21 protein-coding genes and 1 tRNA gene are annotated in these 19,542 nt (G+C 38.2%); 7 read left to right on the top strand and 15 right to left on the bottom strand.

Features of this window, described 5'->3' with window-relative positions; genetic code table 11:
* Positions 1-28: 28 nt before the first annotated feature.
* Entirely contained in the window at positions 29-298 is a 270-nt protein-coding gene (locus SJ312_RS06285) for a hypothetical protein (protein ID WP_004259979.1), read from the bottom strand.
* Positions 299-701: 403 nt separating this feature from the next.
* On the opposite strand from SJ312_RS06285, the gene SJ312_RS06280 reads away from it, so the two are divergent.
* Positions 702-1,244 (top strand): DUF924 family protein, encoded by a 543-nt coding sequence (locus SJ312_RS06280; protein ID WP_110591897.1) that lies wholly within the window; start codon positions 702-704, stop codon positions 1,242-1,244.
* A 57-nt stretch (positions 1,245-1,301) separates the two neighbouring features.
* Here SJ312_RS06280 and SJ312_RS06275 read toward each other — a convergent pair whose 3' ends face one another.
* The 5 genes from SJ312_RS06275 to SJ312_RS06255 form a co-directional block, all read right to left on the bottom strand.
* On the bottom strand, positions 1,302-1,895 hold the full coding sequence (locus SJ312_RS06275) for a molecular chaperone (protein WP_319867212.1): 594 nt from the start codon (positions 1,893-1,895) through the stop codon (positions 1,302-1,304).
* A gap of 152 nt (positions 1,896-2,047) precedes the next feature.
* Entirely contained in the window at positions 2,048-2,824 is a 777-nt protein-coding gene (locus SJ312_RS06270; RefSeq protein WP_004259991.1) for a dimethyl sulfoxide reductase anchor subunit family protein, read from the bottom strand.
* A 1-nt stretch (position 2,825) separates the two neighbouring features.
* Positions 2,826-3,443 carry a DMSO/selenate family reductase complex B subunit gene (locus SJ312_RS06265; RefSeq protein WP_036958092.1) on the bottom strand — a complete coding sequence of 206 codons (618 nt, stop codon included), beginning with the start codon at positions 3,441-3,443 and terminating at the stop codon, positions 2,826-2,828.
* 11 nt (positions 3,444-3,454) lie between these two features.
* The gene (locus SJ312_RS06260) at positions 3,455-5,884 is read right to left on the bottom strand and encodes a DMSO/selenate family reductase complex A subunit (RefSeq protein WP_319867210.1); all 2,430 of its coding nucleotides are present in this window, start codon (positions 5,882-5,884) and stop codon (positions 3,455-3,457) included.
* 300 nt (positions 5,885-6,184) lie between these two features.
* A complete protein-coding gene (locus SJ312_RS06255) occupies positions 6,185-7,435 on the bottom strand; it encodes a mechanosensitive ion channel family protein (RefSeq protein WP_094962319.1) in 1,251 nt (416 codons plus the stop codon).
* Between the two features lie 347 nt (positions 7,436-7,782).
* On the opposite strand from SJ312_RS06255, the gene SJ312_RS06250 reads away from it, so the two are divergent.
* Together SJ312_RS06250 and SJ312_RS06245 are read left to right on the top strand one after the other, a co-directional pair.
* Positions 7,783-8,307 (top strand): anti-virulence regulator CigR family protein, encoded by a 525-nt coding sequence (locus SJ312_RS06250; protein ID WP_165119703.1) that lies wholly within the window; start codon positions 7,783-7,785, stop codon positions 8,305-8,307.
* Positions 8,308-8,759: 452 nt separating this feature from the next.
* Positions 8,760-9,596: a D-amino-acid transaminase gene (locus tag SJ312_RS06245; RefSeq protein ID WP_319867209.1), complete on the top strand. Its 837-nt coding sequence runs from the start codon at positions 8,760-8,762 to the stop codon at positions 9,594-9,596.
* 25 nt (positions 9,597-9,621) lie between these two features.
* Here the strand turns inward: SJ312_RS06245 and SJ312_RS06240 are convergent, their stop codons facing one another.
* The 4 genes from SJ312_RS06240 to SJ312_RS06225 all read right to left on the bottom strand — a co-directional run bounded on the left by SJ312_RS06240 (position 9,622) and on the right by SJ312_RS06225 (position 13,210).
* Complete coding sequence (locus SJ312_RS06240; RefSeq protein ID WP_004260017.1) at positions 9,622-10,197, bottom strand: cysteine hydrolase family protein; 576 nt, start codon at positions 10,195-10,197, stop codon at positions 9,622-9,624.
* A gap of 95 nt (positions 10,198-10,292) precedes the next feature.
* A complete protein-coding gene (locus SJ312_RS06235) occupies positions 10,293-11,654 on the bottom strand; it encodes a sensor histidine kinase (protein WP_110591894.1) in 1,362 nt (453 codons plus the stop codon).
* The gene (locus SJ312_RS06230) at positions 11,644-12,318 is read right to left on the bottom strand and encodes a response regulator (RefSeq protein ID WP_004260024.1); all 675 of its coding nucleotides are present in this window, start codon (positions 12,316-12,318) and stop codon (positions 11,644-11,646) included. The genes SJ312_RS06235 and SJ312_RS06230 overlap by 11 nt, the downstream gene beginning before the upstream one ends.
* 631 nt (positions 12,319-12,949) lie before the next feature.
* Positions 12,950-13,210: a DinI-like family protein gene (locus tag SJ312_RS06225; RefSeq protein WP_004260032.1), complete on the bottom strand. Its 261-nt coding sequence runs from the start codon at positions 13,208-13,210 to the stop codon at positions 12,950-12,952.
* A gap of 222 nt (positions 13,211-13,432) precedes the next feature.
* Here SJ312_RS06225 and SJ312_RS06220 point away from each other — a divergent pair, with 222 nt between their 5' ends.
* Positions 13,433-13,966, top strand: coding sequence for a GNAT family N-acetyltransferase (locus SJ312_RS06220; RefSeq protein ID WP_004260035.1), 534 nt, complete (start codon positions 13,433-13,435; stop codon positions 13,964-13,966).
* 18 nt (positions 13,967-13,984) lie between these two features.
* On the opposite strand, the gene SJ312_RS06215 is transcribed toward SJ312_RS06220, so the two are convergent.
* Positions 13,985-14,404 (bottom strand): GNAT family N-acetyltransferase, encoded by a 420-nt coding sequence (locus tag SJ312_RS06215; protein WP_004260038.1) that lies wholly within the window; start codon positions 14,402-14,404, stop codon positions 13,985-13,987.
* Positions 14,405-14,699: 295 nt separating this feature from the next.
* Here SJ312_RS06215 and SJ312_RS06210 point away from each other — a divergent pair, with 295 nt between their 5' ends.
* Together SJ312_RS06210 and SJ312_RS06205 are read left to right on the top strand one after the other, a co-directional pair.
* Entirely contained in the window at positions 14,700-15,431 is a 732-nt protein-coding gene (locus SJ312_RS06210) for a class I SAM-dependent methyltransferase (RefSeq protein ID WP_096864892.1), read from the top strand.
* A gap of 164 nt (positions 15,432-15,595) precedes the next feature.
* Positions 15,596-15,706 (top strand): DUF4113 domain-containing protein, encoded by a 111-nt coding sequence (locus SJ312_RS06205; protein ID WP_219108900.1) that lies wholly within the window; start codon positions 15,596-15,598, stop codon positions 15,704-15,706.
* An 85-nt stretch (positions 15,707-15,791) separates the two neighbouring features.
* On the opposite strand, the gene SJ312_RS06200 is transcribed toward SJ312_RS06205, so the two are convergent.
* The 3 genes from SJ312_RS06200 to SJ312_RS06190 all read right to left on the bottom strand — a co-directional run bounded on the left by SJ312_RS06200 (position 15,792) and on the right by SJ312_RS06190 (position 17,906).
* Positions 15,792-15,868, bottom strand: a tRNA-Pro gene (locus SJ312_RS06200).
* A 73-nt stretch (positions 15,869-15,941) separates the two neighbouring features.
* Positions 15,942-17,657, bottom strand: a complete 1,716-nt coding sequence (gene yejM, locus SJ312_RS06195) for an LPS biosynthesis-modulating metalloenzyme YejM (protein WP_110591854.1) — start codon at positions 17,655-17,657, stop codon at positions 15,942-15,944.
* 21 nt (positions 17,658-17,678) lie between these two features.
* A complete protein-coding gene (locus tag SJ312_RS06190) occupies positions 17,679-17,906 on the bottom strand; it encodes a YejL family protein (RefSeq protein WP_004911940.1) in 228 nt (75 codons plus the stop codon).
* A 242-nt stretch (positions 17,907-18,148) separates the two neighbouring features.
* Here SJ312_RS06190 and yejK point away from each other — a divergent pair, with 242 nt between their 5' ends.
* Complete coding sequence (yejK, locus tag SJ312_RS06185) at positions 18,149-19,150, top strand: nucleoid-associated protein YejK (protein ID WP_004260056.1); 1,002 nt, start codon at positions 18,149-18,151, stop codon at positions 19,148-19,150.
* Positions 19,151-19,247: 97 nt separating this feature from the next.
* Here yejK and rplY read toward each other — a convergent pair whose 3' ends face one another.
* Positions 19,248-19,529: a 50S ribosomal protein L25 gene (gene rplY / locus SJ312_RS06180; protein ID WP_004260060.1), complete on the bottom strand. Its 282-nt coding sequence runs from the start codon at positions 19,527-19,529 to the stop codon at positions 19,248-19,250.
* Between the last annotated feature and the right edge of the window lie 13 nt (positions 19,530-19,542).

Below are 19,542 nucleotides of genomic sequence, written 5' to 3'. Positions count from 1 at the left end.
AAGTTTGAGCTAAAGGAGTTAGCTCAAACTAACGGGAAATTCGCTCTGGCAGTGTTCTTAGAGGAAGATGAGGCGCAGGAATAGCATGTTTTTCTTCAGCGGTCATTTCATTGCTATCGCGGTAAACCTCACCACAGAGAAAGTAGAGATTCGGTCGTTTTGATTCTAGGTATTTTTTTCGGCTCATGCATTGTTCTTGTGTAAAAATAGTTTCAGTCACCGGTAATGCATCGCATGAATCCGTACCACAAGGGCTAACCCATAACGCCCAACCAATGAGTACCATATGTCCTGCCATTTACATTGCCTTCCTTAATAAGAACCAATATGAACCGCTGAAAGTGATGACTGCAAGTAACTATCTAATTCACATACGCATTATAGGTTAAATTCTAACATTGAGTTAACCAAATGTATGCATTTAGGCATGATGAATTGTTTCATTCACACTAAAAAGCAAATCGTTATAAATTAAAAAGTTGGGAATTATCATAAGTAGAAAATAAATGATTTGATAATAAATAAAGTAGTATATTGTTAAAATTACACTATCAATATTGCATGTTTTTTTGGTGTCAGATCGCAAAAAAACAAAATAATTATCTACAAACAGCCGATATTAGAGCTCAAGCCTGTCAATTAAGGCTATTTTTAACTAGGATTATGACAACCTCTAATAAGAAAATAGATAGGAATAAATCATGAATGCCATGGAAGAAGTGCTTTCATTTTGGTTTGAGGAATCGACACCAAAACAATGGTTTGAAAAAAGCGCTAAGTTTGATTTGACGATAGCACAACGGTTTGCTCATATCTGTGAACGCGCAGCTAAGGGAGAATTAGCTTATTGGCGGGCATCTATTCGTGGACGTTTAGCGGAAATTATTGTTCTAGACCAGTTTTCACGTAACTTATGGCGTGATACACCACGGTCTTTTGCTCAAGATGGGATGGCTTTAGCATTAGCGCAAGAGGCGATTAAGCAACATGATTATAACCTTCTGACGTTGTCACAGCGCAAGTTTGTTTTAATGCCATTTATGCACTCTGAATCCAGTTTTATACATTTACAGGCGGTTGAGCTATTTCGCATGCTGGGTGATGACGGTACATTAGATTTTGAAATGAGACATAAAGCGATTATTGATAAATTTGGCCGTTATCCTCACCGTAATGAAGTTTTAGGTCGGCCATCAACACAAGAAGAAATTGCATTTTTACAAGAGCCAAACTCTTCTTTTTAGACTAAAACCAAATGAGCCCATATTTTGTTTAACTAGCTCATTTGGTTTAGTTTTTGTTTAGCGAAATAATTCAGCCCTGACTGGCGATAATTCTAATTTCAATTGTAGTGATTTGAGGTAAATTTCAGTGATCTGTGCAAGGCTAGGGTAAAAAGTGGACTCTGTTTTGCTTTGCTGCACTAGCTCTAAATAGCGATACGCCCAAGGTAACAAATGTTGCTCAAATAGAGCAATAACAGCGCTGTCGTCCTCTTGCTCTGCTAACGCAGAAACTGCCATCATCATTAAGCCAAATTGGTCTTCAGGTTCACGGATTCCAGTATCAGTGACTAAACCTTTCGTTTGCAAAAAGTCGCGATAAGCCGCAGTTGACTCACCCATAACAGTATTATCATGCTCTAAGTACACAGAGCCCCAAGGCGGAGCAGGCATACTGCCTTGTCCTTCGAATAAGATGGAATAATCATAAGAGATATCATCAGGTTGTGTTTGTGACAACGAAGTACAAATAACCTGAATTTTCTCTGGGTTATCCCATGTACATAACTGTGGTAGTTCACCCAAGACAGAGTAAACGTTACGTAAAGTGTCCGATTGCGGAGGGTAGTAGAAAAACGCACCAAGGATGCGGATCATTGTCGTGTCAATCATATTATTTTATCCGTCTTATTTCGCGCTAAAGCATGACATCATTATTTAATTTCCTGCTACTGTATCAATGCAGGTGGTGTTGAAGATATCTAAACAAAGAACCCCAAATGGGGTTCTTTTATGAAACACTATAACATAGTAATAACAATGCCTTACATGGTTATTTGCCACAAATTATAGAATGCAATGCGGCCAGCCAGTTCAGCTAATAATACTGCGGCGGCACAAGTTGCTAATGTCGCTTTTGGTGCGCGGTGCTTTAACGCCATACCAACGAAAGCAGCTAAAGCAATAGCTAAAACAACAACTTGGAAGCCCCAGAAGCCTGTTTGTTCACCGCTAAGAGCGGGACCTGTTTCTGCTAAAAAGGCTTGATAACCCGCACGGCTTGCAAAAATAGCAAAAGTACCAATTAAGAACGAAGCAATACCTAAGCCACGAGCGCCGATTGCAATGGCGAGCGCACCGCCACCGACTAACATCGTCATCCACATTTGCAGTGTGGTATAACCGGTGTCCCAGTTAGCAATAGTGGCGATGTTGTATACTTGAGGTATTGACCAAACAAATGCAAGTCCAGAAACTACCGCGGCAATATTAGCCAGCTCACGTAATAACGTATGTTTGAAAAACAGCGTAAAAAATAACGTTGCAGCAGCGCACCCAACAAATACGCCACTTAAGAACGCTTCATTACTCATTGGCGAACGGCCTACACCTAATAACATATTAAAGAAGCGTAGTGGCTGGCCAACGTGTAACCCACCGATACCTAAACCAATTATCATAATGATAAAGGCCACGATATTGGCAGTTTTTAGCTGATTATCGTCAATAGAACCCATTCTACGGCTAATATAAGCGAGTAAGAAAAGCCCAGCAGCGGACTGTCCTAAGACGGTGAAAAAAACGAGTGGTAATTCATGCATCTTACACCTCCGCAGGGTTTTTTAATTCGCCACTTTTATCGCCAAATGGCTTCGCATCTTTATGTGGTTTGATGACAATATTCGGGTTCGTCAGGCTTGGGTCTGGCATTGGAGCAATGCCACACTCTGTGCCGTGTAACTCACGAAGAACATTAATATCATCAAAATCTAAAGCACGCTGCGGGCAAGATTCAACACAAACAGGTTTCATCCCTTTTGCGACGCGCTCATAGCAGCCGTCGCATTTACTCATTAGTTTCTTCTTCTCATCAAATTGTGGGGCGCCATACGGGCAGCGCAACTCACAATAACGGCAACCAACACAAATAGATTGGTCAACCACGACTAAACCATCTTCTTCTCGTTTATGCATTGCACCGGTTGGGCAACCCGCGACACATGTCGGGTTTGAACAATGGTTACATGAAATAGAAAGATAGTAACTAAAGACATTTTGCTGCCAAATACCATCTTGTTTTTGCCAACTACCGCCACCGAACTCGTAGACACGACGGAATTTTGGGCCTAAATCTAAATCTTTTTCATCCTTACAACTGACTTGGCATGTTTTACAGCCAGTGCATTTTGTGGAGTCAAAGTAAAAGCCATATTGTTTCATCATTCAACTCCTTAAGCGCGTTTAACTTCAACAAGGTTAGTATGTTGTGGGGTACCTTTAGCCAATGGCGAAGGAACATGCGAAGTCAGTGTATTGATACAACCACCGACATCTAGCCCATCATTATTAAGAGTACGCCATGCACCTTGTGGAACGGCGATAACACCGGGTAATACACGCTCTGTCACTTTCACTTTAATTTGAATACGACCACGATCATTAAATATTTCAGCCAGATCACCATTATTCAAGCCGCGTTGCTGGGCATCGACTGGGTTGAGCCAAAACTGATGTGGAATGGCTTCACGTAGCATAGCAACATTGTAATATGATGAATGCACATGGCCTTTATCATGAAAGCCCGTCATTAATAGCGGATGCTTTTGTTGGCTTGCTTGGGCTTCAACACCTTCTTTATTGACGCAATACTCAGGAATGGCAGGAATACGTTGACCTTCTGGTAATTCCCAATTTTTAACACGTTCAGCTAGTTGTTCTGAATAGATTTCCACTTTACCTGACGGCGTTTTCAATGGGTTATTGATTGGGTCATCACGGAATTTCTTCAATGCAATATTTTCTGAACTGTTCAGGAACTTACGGTCGATAATACCCGCACCGTCGGTTTCGCTGAATTCAGGTAAATGAGGCATTTTTTCACGTGTTTTGTTATAACAGAACTCAATCCATTCAGCATAGGTACGGCCTTCGGTGAATTGTTCTTTTACACCCATTTTTTCAGCAATTTCTGCTAACACATCGTAATTAGGGCGATTTTCCCACAGTGGCTCAATGGCATTTTGTAGGCGAACTAAATAATGATACGCACCACTTGCATAGGAGTTATTGATTAAATCGTTGGTTTCTACAGTTGTGACATCCGGTAACAATAAGTCTGCATATTTTGCGGATGGGGTATCATGGTTATCCCATACTAGAATGAATTCACATTTGGATTCATCTGCAAGTATTTCATGGGTTTTATTTAAATCGCCATGTTGGTTACCAATGACATTACTGGAGTAGCACCACATAAACTTGATGTCGTTGTTTAGTTTATCGACACCTTTAATGCCACCATTCTCTGCGGTCAATTCTTTCCCGCGAACAATTGCTTCTGACCACATATAAGTCGGAATCAAGGCTTTTACTGGGTTAGGTAAAGCAAAACCTGCAACAGGATAAGCGTAGCTGTTACCCCACAGCCCAGTGTTAGTTCCTGCACGACCAATGTTCCCAGACATCAACGGTAACATCATAATAGAACGACAAGCTTGCTCGCCATTCTCTGTGCGCTGTAAGCCCCAGCCTTGTGAGATCCATGCTCTATTTGCATTACCGATTTCACGTGCAAGTTGTTTAATACGTGCGACTGAGATACCCGTTAATTTGCTCGCCCACTCAGGGGTTTTTGCGATGCCATCAGGGCCATTACCTAAAATATAATCTTTATATGATGCATTGCGTGGTGCAGAAGCAGGTAAGGTAGACTCATCCCAACCAACACAATAGTTGTTTAGGAATTCTTCGTCAGTCAGGCCTTCTTCAATCATGACATAACCGAGAGCAGCAACTAATGCAGCGTCAGTACCTGGGTAAATAGGTATCCATTCTGCGCCAAGCGTTGTGACGCTATCAGTGCGACGCGGGTCAATGATAATAACTTTTGCTTTGCTTTTATCTAACGCATTGAGGGTTTCGTAAAATTGACCGCCCCCAGACATACGCGTTTCAGCAAGGTTGTGACCAAACATGACGACTAAATCTGAGTTTTGGATTTCAGATAAATAGGATTCTTCAATACTGCCATATACGTAAGGCGTGATTTCCATTAATTGCGCATATGAATATGTGCCGTAATCACCCAAGAAACCACCGGTTAAGCTTAATAAACGTTTACAAGCAGCACGGCCGTGTAAGTTTGCGCCTGTTGAGCCCGAGCCATATTGATAGTAAATGGCATCACTTCCATATTTATCAATAGTATACTGCAGTTTTTCGGCGATAATGGTTGTTGCCTCATCCCATGAGATCTTTTTAAATTTACCTTCACCGCGTTTACCAACTCGTACCATTGGGTATTTTAAACGGTCTGGGTTATAGGTTTTCCAGCGCACTGAACGGCCACGCAAACATGGGCGGATTTGGTGTTCACCTAACGTTGAGTCGTCATACATTGTTTCATTGGAAATGCGGCTGATAACATCGTCTTTCACATGAACTTTTAATGGACAGCGGCTACCACAGTTTACTAAGCATGCGCTATAGCTGATTTTTTCGCTGACTTCGTCAGGCATGATCGCTGGTGTTTTTGCTTGAGCAGCAAAAGGAAGAGTGATTGAGCCAGCAACAGCAGCGACACCCGCAACGGTTGCAGAGGTTTGTATAAACTCCCTCCTGCTCAGTTCTCCAAATTGAGTATTTATTTTATTTTTATGCATTGACATTGCCTATATGTAAATAACAACATTACTTTCTTGTTTTATATGTTAAAAAAAGTTTCTGTTGAGTTACATGACTTACATCAATGTTATCCCTGATAAGATAAATGTATTTATTTAATTTATAAGGATTTTTTGTTCGCTATAACATAGATTAGTTCTATTTCTATTAACTATCGAAGTATTAATTATTATATAACGATTGGGTCAAAAGTAAGGAAAAAGAGGGATATCTCCCTCTTTGAAATACTACTTTAGGTGTAGATGGATAAGAAAATTTAACTAATCACTTAGTATTAATTATTTTTCTGGGGAATAGCCTATCATCCTAACATCATTTCCGGTAGGTGATTGATGTACCATCAGATTAAATTGCGGAAGGATGGAAAAGATATGGTCAAAAATGTCTGACTGTATTCTTTCATACTCCACCCATACGGTTGTATTCGTAAACGCATATATTTCGATTGGGATACCATTTGAGTCAGATTCTAGCTGTCTGACCATAATCGTCATATTTTTGTGAATATTAGGGTGTGATTTTAAATAAGCTTCAATGTAAGCCCGGAAAGTCCCTATATTTGTCAGACGACGTTGATTTAAAGGGATTGCTTTATCATCAGGTAGGCTAGAATTAAAGACTTGAATCTCAGATATTTTTTGCTCGATATAGGGCTCAAGTAAATTTGCTTTAATACAGTACGCTATTTCTTCAGATGTTAAAAAATGCACACTGCTAGCATCTAAGCGGACACTACGCTTAATTCGGCGCCCACCAGACTCTGTCATTCCTTTCCAGTTTTTGAATGAATCAGAAATAAGTGCATAGGTAGGAATAGTGGTTACTGTGTTGTCCCAATTACGGACTTTTACCGTAGTTAAACCAATATCAACCACAGCGCCATCAGCACCGTATTTAGGCATTTCTAACCAATCGCCAATGTTAACCATGTTGTTGGCTGAAAGTTGTATCCCAGCAACTAACCCCATAATAGGGTCTTTGAACACTAGCATCATAACAGCGGTCATTGCACCAAGACCGCTGAGAATAATCAGAGGCGATTTGCCTATTAATAGCGCAATAATCATGATGCCAATTAGAATTGTGGCAATCAGTTTAAGACTTTGAAATATTCCTCTAAGAGGTAAATGCGCGGTTTTGGCAGCACGTTGGAGTACACCAAGTATAATATCAAGAACGGAGTAAAGGGTTAGTAAGCCAAATAATAGGCACCAAGCCTGTGAGCCGACCTTTAGAACGGCTTGTGCAGTCGAGCCTGAATGTAACCATAGCGTAGCTTGGATATTGACAACAACACCTTGTATAACAAATGCAAAGCGATTAAAAAGATTATGTTGAGTTATTAAATGAATCCAAGTTCCTGCACTTTTTTGCCCGCGCTTTTCGAGTTGAGGAAGTAATATTTTATGCAGAATTAAGTGTAATACGCAGGCGACGATTAGAATTAAACCGAGCACCATAAGTAAAGAGGCGAGGTTAGCGTAATCTTGGTTGAACTGACGTACCCAGTCTAGCAGTTGCTGCTGCATGGTTTCTCCTTCTTGAGGGTGTTAGGAACAATGGTTTATAAAAATATTCGGTTTATAAAAATATTCGATAGTTTAAAGACCTTATCATATTCACAATGAAAATTCATGGCGAACAATATTAAACTCCGTCTTAATTCTTATTGTTAGTTCTAAGTATTGTGCAGTATATGAATGCAATATTAATGACAATAAAGTCATTATAAAGGAGCGGGTTCGTTAATTTGATTAGTTATGTAACATTTACATAACATTACATGTGATAAGGATTTTCTGATTGCGAGTCTTCATAACTAAGCATAATGTTCTACAAACTTCCTAATGTTATATTAACTTTGCAGGAATTTATTATGAGCGTATTTAAAAAGCCGACTTATTCTGTTCTTTTGCAGTATATCTTATTACCCGTTATTGCCTGCACTCCATTTCTCGCTAATTCATCTCCTAATGGCAATCAAGGCCAAGGGAATGGTAAAGGAAATCAACAAATTCATGGAAACAAAGGAAATCAGAATAAAGATAAATCGAATAAAGGGGATGGTAATCAACAGCTAAAATATGCCAAAGCAAGCGAATATTACGATAAGAAACGAGGTTCTAATATTAGTTTTAATGTGAGTTTTGGTAATGTAAGGCCTTTGGCCATTGAATATGGTTTGACGGGTTATCAAGGGTTGCCGCCAGGCATTGCAAAGCAAGTTGGTCGGGGTAAACCACTTCCTCCAGGTATTGCCAAAAAAGCGTTACCTTCAGCTTTTTTAGCTCAATTACCCGTTTATGTTGGGTATGAATGGAAAATCAGTGGCCAAGATCTTGTCTTGGTTGCGATAGGAACAGCGATAGTCGCAGAAATTATTGAAAATGTTTTCGAATAAAAAAAACGACCTTGATTTCAAGGTCGTTGTGCAAAATAAATGCAATCAACGCTAATGATTAGGTAACTAAAAGGTCTGATTGACTAAAAAATGATTAACTCGCTTACATAAAACGTTTAGACAGTAATTCAACAACTTCTTGCACACTGCTGATAAATTCTTTGATGCTGTTCATCGATAACTCCAAATTAAAATGTGATCCAGATCACGTGAGAGCATTTTAGCCATTAACATGTTAATGTCAAGTTAATATTAAAAATAATTTTAAATATTAAATTATTTTTTAAAGGAATGTCTGGCACTTGTTTTTGACTGCAAGTTGTTACCACAAGACATGCAAAAATCCATAAATGGGCACAAAAAGTGTGAAGAATTGAAAGGTAATTTTTATAATATGGTGTATGGTTAATCAGAGGTTAGGTAATGATTTGATTGATAAAGGAATATAACTCATGATTGCTTATGTGAACGGCCAGTTTTTACCTGAAGAAGACGCATCAGTATCTGTTTTTGACCGTGGGTTTCTATTTGCGGATGCAGTATATGAAGTGACAGCAATAATTAACGGTAAGCTCGTTGACTTTGATCGTCATATGGCTCGTTTACAGCGTTCTTGTGCTGAATTACAGCTATCACTACCTTATGATTTAGCAGAATTAAAACAAATTCATCTTCAATTAGTTCAGAAAAATAATATCGAAGAAGGGCTTGTATATCTTCAGTTGACCCGTGGTAATGCACACCAACGTAGTTTTTTATATCCGGATAAACAGACGAAGCCAACATTAGTCTTATTTGCACAAAAGACACAGATTGTTGAAAATGAAAAATCAAAATATGGAATAAAAGTTGTCACTGTAGATGATATTCGTTGGCAGCGTTGTGATATTAAAACAGTTGCTTTATTAGCAGCTTCGATGGCAAAAGAATACGCTAAACAGCAAGGTGCAGACGACGCTATATTTGTTAAAAACGGCTATATTACTGAAGGAAGTTCCAGTAATTGTTTTATTATTAATCAACAAAACCAAATACAAACACGGGGGTTAAATAATGAAATATTGTCAGGTATTACTCGCCAAGCGATATTACAACTTGCTAGAGAACAACAAATAGACATTGTTGAAAAGCCATTTAGTATTGATGAAATGTTAGAAGCCAAGGAAGTCTTTATTACCTCGGCGACAACATTAGTTTGGCCAGTTATTATGGCGAATAACCAATTCATTGGGGAAGGTAAGCCGGGGAAACTAGCTATCCGGCTACGAGAGATATACTTGCAAAATTAAAATAATCACATGAGATATCTAAATGTTATTTTAATTGCATAAATTCTTTAACTGAAGAAATGGTTACCATGCCATCCAATGCCTGAATACTTTGCTGGTGGAGTTCTGGCGTTGGAGCGGCACATAAATCCTCAAGTACTGTAACAAAATACCCTAAATCATGAGCCTGTCTAGCCGTGCTTTGAATGGCCTTTACGGTACTAACTCCGCCAATAAACAACTCGGTAATATCATTATCGGTAAGCCATTTATGGAAATGATTTCCTGCAAATGCAGAAACCCCTTTTTTAATCATTACTGGGTCACGAAATGCCACTTCAAGGTCATGAGCCCAATGACACCCAGTGCCACTTAATTTTAAGGCTCCAAGTTTTTTAGCTTGCTGAAACATAGGGGAGCCAGCAGGAACATCGTGATAATTGTCTGAAAACCCAACCTTAACCCAAATCACGGGAATATGATGGTTTCTTGCATATTGTGCCGCTTGATTAGCTTTTTCAACGATTTTTCGCGAGCAAGTTTGCTGGTAACTTGAATTAGATAAGCCATTTTTACCAATTATCTCTTCAATGAGATCAATAATTACTAATGCCTTGGACATTATTGCCTCTTTTAGGTGTAAGTATATTAACGTATAACGGCGTATACTATCTGGAAAAAAGCGTGAATGCTGTTAACTCAATAACATTATTCGATTTAGGGTAAGTCAATAATAAAACCAATACCTTGATTGTCTAATCCATCAGTAACTCTAATTACAGCACCGATTTTATGGGCTAAATTCTGGGCAATTGATAAACCTAAACCGCTTCCGGTTTCCATTGTTCCAGGTACTCGATAAAAGCGAGAAAATATAAGCTGGCGATTGTCTTCTGGAATTCCACGGCCGTTATCTTGAACAGAAATAGTCCCACCAAATGGGGTTAGGTCTTTTAAAATGACCTTGATTTTCCCTTTTTCAGGGCAATATTTAATCGCATTTTCAAGCAGATTAGTAAAAATATTACTTAATGCGAGTTTATCTGTGAGGATATAAAAAGATTTTGGGCTTTGGAGTTCGACATCAATATCTTTGTTAATGGCGTAAGGTATGTGTGAAGATATTAAATGGCTGATTAATGCAGGCAGGTCAACTTGTTCTTTATTTAGCAAGAAATCTTCAGTTTCTAAACGAGCTAAGTCAATTAATTGATGTGATAGAGAGGCCGCACGATTTAAAGTTTCTTGCATATCATTAATAATTTCGCCTTTTTCTTTTGGATTATCAATTTGCATTAACAAATGCAATTGAGCAATAACAGCCGCAATCGGCGTCCGTAATTCATGTGCGGCGTCTGCCATGAAGCGCTTTTCACGTTGATTCGCAGCATCAACACGAGACATAAGGTTATTTATTGCAGCAATAATAGGCCGAATTTCTTTATATTGCTCTTTTGTTTCTATAGGAGTTAAATTACCCGGCTGACGGCTGGAAATGAGTTTTGCTGATTGTCTTAAAGGCCGCAAACTAAAATAAGCGGTAATTAAAATTGCTAGCAACATAATACCTAAAATGAAAGCGAGGGGGATGGCTGTCCCTTCGGCTGGATTACCTAATAAGGATTTACGATCACTATAAGATTCAGCAATGACAACCTCAAAGGTTTTTTGATCATTCCATGCAGAAGTAAAGTGCCAGTCTTTATGTAATGCCGCGAGCTCAGAAACGGATTTAAGGGAGGGAACATGTAATTTGTCACTGTTCCGGTAATAGACATTCCCTTGTTTATCTCTGACAACCATAAAAGGCCGATAACTAATATTATCGCCACTTTCCATTGCGCTAGAATAAAGTTCTTGTAGGTTATCGGCTATTTTATTGAAATATTCAGGTTTATCAGCAACCACATCAAGTGTTTTAGCAAACCCTTGAGTGACGATATTCTGTTGTGCATTTAACTCATCATGAATTGATGGCCAATAAAAAAACTGGAGCCAGCCAACTAATAATAACCAAAGAAAAATAACAGAACTGATTTGTAGCCCGAATGTATAAATAAAAAATGATTTAACTTTCACTTAGTGGCACTTCTTTTTTTAATAGATAACCAATGCCACGGATAGTAATTATACGGTCTTTACCTATCTTTCGGCGTAAATTATGAATATGAACCTCTAAAGAGTTACTTTCTACATCATCCAATCCGAATAGACGCTGCTCTAAATCCGTTTTTCTGACAACATTATCTGCATTTTTTATTAATTCATAGAGTAATAGGTATTCTTTCCCGGATAGCAGTAGCAATTGCTCATTAAGGGTTACTTGATGATTAAGTGGATTTAATTGCAGGTTACCCAATTGCCATATTTCAGATGAAAACCCAGCCATACGGCGACTAACGGCTTTCACTCGGGAAATAAGTTCAGGCATAGCAAATGGTTTTGTTAAAAAGTCATCAGCACCTGAATCTAAACTAGAAACTAAGTTATCCATTTGGTTTCTTGCCGTGAGAATGATTATTGGAATAGTTTCGCCCATATTACGCCAAGCTATGAGCTCGTCATGACCATCGCCATCAGGTAAGCCCAAATCTAAGAGCATTAGGTCAAAATTGCGAGATGCGAGTTGTAACTTTGCATCAGCAAGTAGCCTTACCCAACAAGGATTAAAACCTGCAAGCTCCAGCCCACGACATAGTGCTTTTCCCAATTGAAGATCATCTTCGACTAATAGGATATTCATATTATCACCTCTACTAGCCAGTATAAGCAGGCAGTGAGCGTCAGACAATATGAACAGTTCAAGTTTGAAGCGTATTTAAGCATATCTTAAGGTTGGTTTAACGCATCTTTAAGGTACAAAAAAATAGACTGTTTATTATCGTTTTATCATTCAAGCAATAAGAGCATTGATAATGAAACACGCATTTTATGAGGTGCCATTGTTTATAGTCGCAATCGCGCTTGCTTTAATCTTTATTGGAAAAGATTTTAATAATACGTCCACAGTTAGTTTATCACCCCTAAAACTAAATGAAATTTCTACTTGTGCAAATATTACTAACTGTATTTCGCAGGTTAGAACAACTAATGAAGAGAATGAAAAGTTGAATCCAGTGAAACAAATTAAAACCTTTCTTAGGCATAAAATCTATTAATTAAAAATGAGTAAAATTTAGATATAAGAAATTTAAAACAACTAGCTGCTTTAATAATCAGTGTGTTACCTTGCAGTTGTTCTCTGGCTGATGAAAGTACTTTTGTTGTTTGGAGGGGGGGAGTCAATATTGCGCCAGTTTATGAAGGTGTAAAAAGCCTCACGTATTAGTAAAAAAGGAATGTCATTGGGTAAAACATTCCTTTTAAGTATTTGGTTAATCCTCTGTTGTTTCTTCTGGGACCCAACCATCATCCATCCATATTTCTTCCAGTATTTCTTCAATACGAGTTTTATCCTCCGCTATTTTTGTTCCTGAAATATTAACGCGTTGTTGTGAGCTAAACCCAACCCGAGTTACCATATCAGGATATTGGTTCTGAAGTTTGCGTAAAATCTCAGTTTCAAGAGCTTGTAAAACCACTGAACTGGGTTTTTGCGGAGCGTTTTTATCAAATAATACTTCGATACGTAACATGATAGCCTCTAGTAAAGACTGTATTAATATACAGTATTTTTAGAACTATTAGACAAAAAAGTCAATATAGAGCTGCAAATATTTTTATCAGTAAATTAAGTGAAAAAATAATATCAATATAAAACAAAAAGTTAATCTTATGAGCGCTTGATAAAATAATTGTCAGAAAATTAAAAATAGGTATTCTATAAAATATATTTGATGAAGGTGAGTTTCGATTAAATGTTACATGCTTTAAGAATTAAAAGTGAAGATAGCCAAGCGATAGCAATGATTAACCAGTTATATGACACCGCTTTTCCGTTATATGAACAAAGAAGCTATCAGGGAAGAAAGGCAATATTGAATCATGGCGATTATTATTTGCTCAATTTCAAAGAAAATGACATTTTCATTGGCTTTATTGGTTGTTGGAAAATCGAAGGTTATTATTATATTGAACATTTTGCCATTTCCCCCGTATTAAGAGGGCAAGGTTATGGGCAAAAGGTACTAAAACAGTTTTGTCATGATGTAGGCAAAGTGATTCTAGAAATAGACCCTATTATTGATGAAATCAGCCAAAAACGTTGGTCTTTTTATCAGCATTGTGGTTTTCAACAAAATGAATACGTCCATGCTCATCCAAGTTATTACCCAGAAAATAAGCCGCATGAGCTTAGGGTGCTAAGTTATCCAGAAGAGATTGCTCAAGAAACGTATCAGCAATTTAATCACATCTTACAAACGGTTGTGATGGATAAAACGCTATTATAGTTCTTCATATCGATGGGGTTAATCAGGTATATAGCAATAGATAAGTTCGGGATCATTATCATCTAAATTTTCAATGTAGCCACTAGGAACAAAGCCAGCTTTTATTAAAAGCTGTTGAGTGGCTGTATTTGATTGATTTGTAGAAGTAAAAATCTTTTGGGGTTTACTCTGCATTTTTAGTTTATTAATTAAAATGAGGCCAAGGCCTTGTCGACGATGGTTTTTATTTACCATTAATAGTTCTATAAAGGCATGGGAATAGAAATGATAATGTAGAACGCCATAAGCCAATATTTCGTTGTTGGATTCCAGTACATAACATATTCCTTGCTCGCTCCATTGGGTAATGTCTTTATAGCGTTCTGCGGTCGCAATGGTATCTATGGAAAATATAGCATTTATATCAATTGGTGTTGCTACTCTAAAGTTAGTTTTCATTATTAATCAGTTATTTGTCAATGCTAAATGTATTAATTCAAAAATATTACAGTATAGGATGGTTTAAATAAAAGGTTAATATGAAAACTTAAAATAAGTTCATTACAATTATTGTTTTTTTAACCTATTGAATTAAAACAATTTTAATCTTATGGGCAGTTAACTAAAAATCTACCATAAAGCTCGCTCTTTGCTATCATTGAGTCGTTGTTAATCTATACAGTGGTAATTCTTATCAAATTTAAGAAATATAGAATATGATTAGCCTAATTTTCTTATTATTGGGGAATAAACCATGTCTCAAAATATTTATGATGACCCTGATTTTTTTGCAGGCTATGCAACATTGCCTCGCTCAGTCGAAGGGCTAAGTGGTGCACCAGAGTGGGATGCAATACAACGGTTATTACCAGATTTAAATGGGAAATCTATTATAGATTTAGGTTGTGGTTATGGCTGGTTTTGTCGGTGGGCAAGTGCTCAAGGGGCAACACAGGTAACAGGCGTTGACCTCTCAGAAAAAATGTTAACAAAGGCGATTTCAATGACAGATGATTCCGCTATAACATACTTACGTGCTGATTTGGAAAAGTTGAGCTTACCTACTGAACAGTATGATTTGATCTATAGTTCGCTGGCTCTACATTATGTGGTCGATATTTATTCTCTATTAACTAAGTTATATCAAGCTCTAAATCAAGGTGGGAGGGTGATTTTTTCTGCAGAACATCCAATATACACCGCACCACTTATTCAAGAATGGTGTATAGATAAGTATGGTAATAAAGCCTGGCCGGTTAATCAGTACCAGCAAGAAGGCAATAGAATTAGCCATTGGTTTGCTGATGGTGTCGTGAAGCAACACAGAAAATTATCCACTTGGATTAACTTATTAATTTCTGCTGGGTTTGAAATAATTGAACTGGACGAGTGGGGGCCGTCGTGCGAGCAAATTATAGAAAATCCAACATTAGATGAGGAAAAAGAGAGACCAATGATATTTATTATTAGTGCTCAAAAGCCATAATTAAAACCTTATGTTTTGGTAAAATTTAATACAGATCACAAGGCGATTTATTATGGTTCAATGAATCGTTAAAGACTGTTGTTGGCATAATGCACACAATGGCTTATGACTAGTTACTATGAGAAATATAGTCATGGGTAGTAATTGACAGGTATGTGTAATGATTGTTTGTTAGTAAGAGTAGTAATAGCGGATATAAAATGAAAAGAGAAATATTGTCACCTGCCTACACGACAAATTTTGATGAATTAGCAGTGGTTAAAGTTAGAAAATAAGTTGGATTTTTACCCGACTTTTGCCCACCTAAAATTTCACGCACAAAAAAACCAACCGTAACAGGTTGGTTTTCTTAGAAAAAGTTGGTCGGCATGATAGGATTTGAACCTACGACCCCCGACACCCCATGACGGTGCGCTACCAAGCTGCGCTACATGCCGAACTTTGATTAATACTACTCAATTTGCTTCTAAAAGCAATAGACTTATGATGCGACTGGTTGATATTTAAGCACTAATTTTCATTAAAACGCTTTAATTCAGTAAAGATTTTCAACAACTCAGCCAAATCAGGTTTTTCATTTCGTTCTATGGCACCTTGTTTATCATAGATATTAAACTGGCCATTTTGATCCATGTAGAGAGTGGCATTATCTGTGGTAATGACAACATCGTCGTTGTCACCCGTGATCACCCATGGGTAAGTACGTTTAACACTAAATAAATCTTCACCTTGGCTGTAATCATCAGGTGGATTACTGACATGTAATAAACGCTGCATCAGTGTTGTCATCACATCTTGATGGCTTGTTAGCTTATCTATCTGCTGTGCAGGTGTGTTTGGCCAATAAATAAACAGTGGTACCTGCATATTATCACGGTTGAAGCGTTTACCATCTAACCATTCGTTTTCTGCTTTTCCTTGGTTATTGTAATTTGCCGTCACAATAACAATGGTATTTTGCAAGCGATTATCACGCTGTAATGCGGCCATTACGCGATTGATTTGTTCATTCGTTTTTGCACTTCCAGGTGTTCCTTTAATATTCAGGAAAGAGAACCAAGGCGAGCCGTTCTTAAGGTTATCTAGCCAGTTATTCCACTGTGTAACGGTTAAGTTGTCATTATCTGCAGTTTTTGCAGGTAATGAGTAATCAGCTAAAATAGCTTGTCTGAATAATGGAGAATTAAAGCCATCTGTTGAGAATAAACCAAACTGATACCCTTGATGTTGTAAGGCTTCAATTAGCGCTGATGGATGGCGGCCATTGAGAATATTATCGAAATAAGTCGATGAAATACCATAGAATAGGCCAAATAGCGCAGTATCGTTACGTAGCCCAGCTGTGTAGTGATTCGTAAACTGCGTACTGATTTCTTTAAATTCGTTTAACGCCCCCATAGAATCTTGTTGAGATTTATTCCCTAGATCATCAATGACCAACAATAATAAGTTGTAATCAGCGCCTTGGTCATAATAACTTAAAGGTTTCAATGGGTAGTTTAACTTAAGTGCCGTTGGGCTACCTTGTTGGAATACACGATTTTGATGTTCGGTTAAGTCTAATAGGCCATACCTATCAAGTAGCTTGCGAGCTGTCATGGGTTGCGACAATGGATAATTGTAGCGTTGCATGGTGATAGGGCGATAAAAATTAGCATCGGCCCATGCATACATCAGATGTGACATAATAAAAGTCACAATAAAAATAGCCGCCAGAGGTTTGCCGAATGTTTGGCGGTTTAAACTACGTAGTTTTTGCCAACTCCAAGTCGCAAATAACATTTCAACAAGAAAGATAATGGGAATACTGATAAACATCAGTTGCCACTCACGAGCCATTTCCCCCTTAGTTGGGTTGATGACCAAGTCCCAAACTTGCGGTGTTAAATGCAAACCGAATTGACTAAAAACACGGATATCAAAGATTAATAGTGTTATTCCTGCCGTTGCAAGGGCAACACAAAGTAGCCTCAGCAACCGCTGAGACATAACAATAAAGGTCAGTGGAAAAATAATTAGCAAGTAAGTCGCAAAGACCACAAAACTAAAGTGACCTAACCAACTGACGAAAGCATAAATTCGGCCAGTTAAGGTATCTGGCCAATCAAAAATAAACAGATAGCTGCTACTTAACACGAGGCTAAGCAGTATATTGAATAGTGCAAACCAGTGCCCCCAACCAATCATGTTAGAGACTTTGTCACGGTAGCGCAGGTGGGTGACCATACTGTTTATTTCATTAATCAATTAGTGTGATTGATCTTCTTTAACAGAAGAAAGTAATGCATTTGCGAATGATTCTGCAATCATTTTACGTTGCGCAGGCGCAACCGACGTATTCAGCAGATTCGTTACCATATTACCTAACACCATGAGGGAAAGGTCAACAGGGGTGTGATTTTTTTCTAACACACTCACGAGGTCAGAAAGTAAACCTTCAACTTTTTCATCACTATAGCGAGATGATTGTGGCATAAATTGAGACATCCTAAATTAATGAAAGCTACATATCATAGCGTATCACAGTTGGTTTTTCTTCTTTCTTCGCAACAAATTTTTGTTTAAATGGGAATAATGTTAATTCAGATTCGTAAAGTGCGTATTAGTTCAGCGTAATCAGGCTAAAAATAGAACAAATGATGGTTTCTGTTGCAGATGAATAATATCAATGTTTGAATACGCGCAACATTATTTTCGCTATAACGAAGGAGCCAACAATGAGTCTGGAAATTAACCAGATAGCTTTACACCAGCTAATTAAAAGAGATGAGCAGACCCTAGAGGTGATGTTGCGGGATTCTCTATTGACAGCAGATGGTGTCGTACAAGACATGATGGCAGAATTGCACCGCGTCTATAGTGCTAAAAGTAAAGCATTTGGTGAATTTAACGAAGAAAGTGAACTTGCTGATGCGTTAAAGTTATTGCGTAAGGGCGAAGAAGAATTTTTAGGTTTCAGCCGTGCGATGACGGTTCGCTTGAAAGATGAATTAGCCAAATATCCTTTTGCGGAAGGGGGCGTGGTTCTCTTTTGTCAATACCGTTACCTCGCGGTCGAATACTTATTAATTGCGGTGCTCAATAGTTGTGACAGCATGTTTGTCACAGAATCATTGGACTTAGGCACGACACATTATTTAGATATTCCTCATGCAGATATTGTCGCACGTATTGATTTAACCGAATGGGAGACCAATCCTGAGTCAAAACGCTATTTAACTTTCTTAAAAGGTAGAGTAGGGCGGAAAGTTTCTGATTTCTTTATGGATTTTCTGGCTGCATCTGAAGGGTTAAACGCAAAAGTTCAGAATAAAGGCTTGGTTCAGGCACTTGATGATTTTTGTGACAATGCACAAATGGACAAAAATACGCGCCAAGCTTATCGCCAGCAAGTACATAGTTATTGCACAGAACAATTACAGTCTGGAGAGGAAATTGAGCTGCAGGCGTTGGCAAAAGAGCTGCCAATGGTTGAAGAACAAAGCTTTGACGATTTCGCTCGCCAAAATGATTATCAACTCGAAGAAAGTTTCCCTGCCGATAGAGGAACGTTAAAGCAATTAACGAAGTTTTCGGGGAGTGGTGGAGGGATCACAATTAGCTTTGATGCGATGCTCATGGGGGAGCGTATCTTTTGGGACCCTGTCACTGATACGTTAACCATTCGTGGCACACCACCTAATTTGCGTGATCAATTACAACGCCGTGGTACTAAATAGGTTGTGGTGTTGAAGAGGTAGAAATAAATAACGCCGCAATTGCGGCGTTATTTACTCGGCGTCCCGAAAATTTCTAAAGCTCGGCTGTGGGCTTTAATTAAGCGCGCAGGAAGTCAATGTGCGTCACTTTTGGCTTAAATGGGTGACGTTGAACAGCCTGAACTTTTACTTTTGTTTCTTTACCATCGATAACCAGATTCAGAACTTCGTAAAATTCTGCTTTGCTTTCTTGGTTGATGATTTCATCGTGGTTAAGAGTTACAGAGATAGCTTCTTGGTTGCCACCGTAAACGATAGCTGGAAGCTGGTTATCTCTGCGCAGGCGGCGGCTCGCACCCTTACCCTGCTCTTTACGTTCAATTGCATTGATAGTTAACATTACTATTTCTCTA

Source organism: Providencia sp. CIM-Carb-044 (genome assembly GCF_033901115.1).
GTDB classification, from domain to species: domain Bacteria; phylum Pseudomonadota; class Gammaproteobacteria; order Enterobacterales; family Enterobacteriaceae; genus Providencia; species Providencia hangzhouensis.
This window is presented reverse-complemented; position numbering and strand designations above follow the sequence as displayed.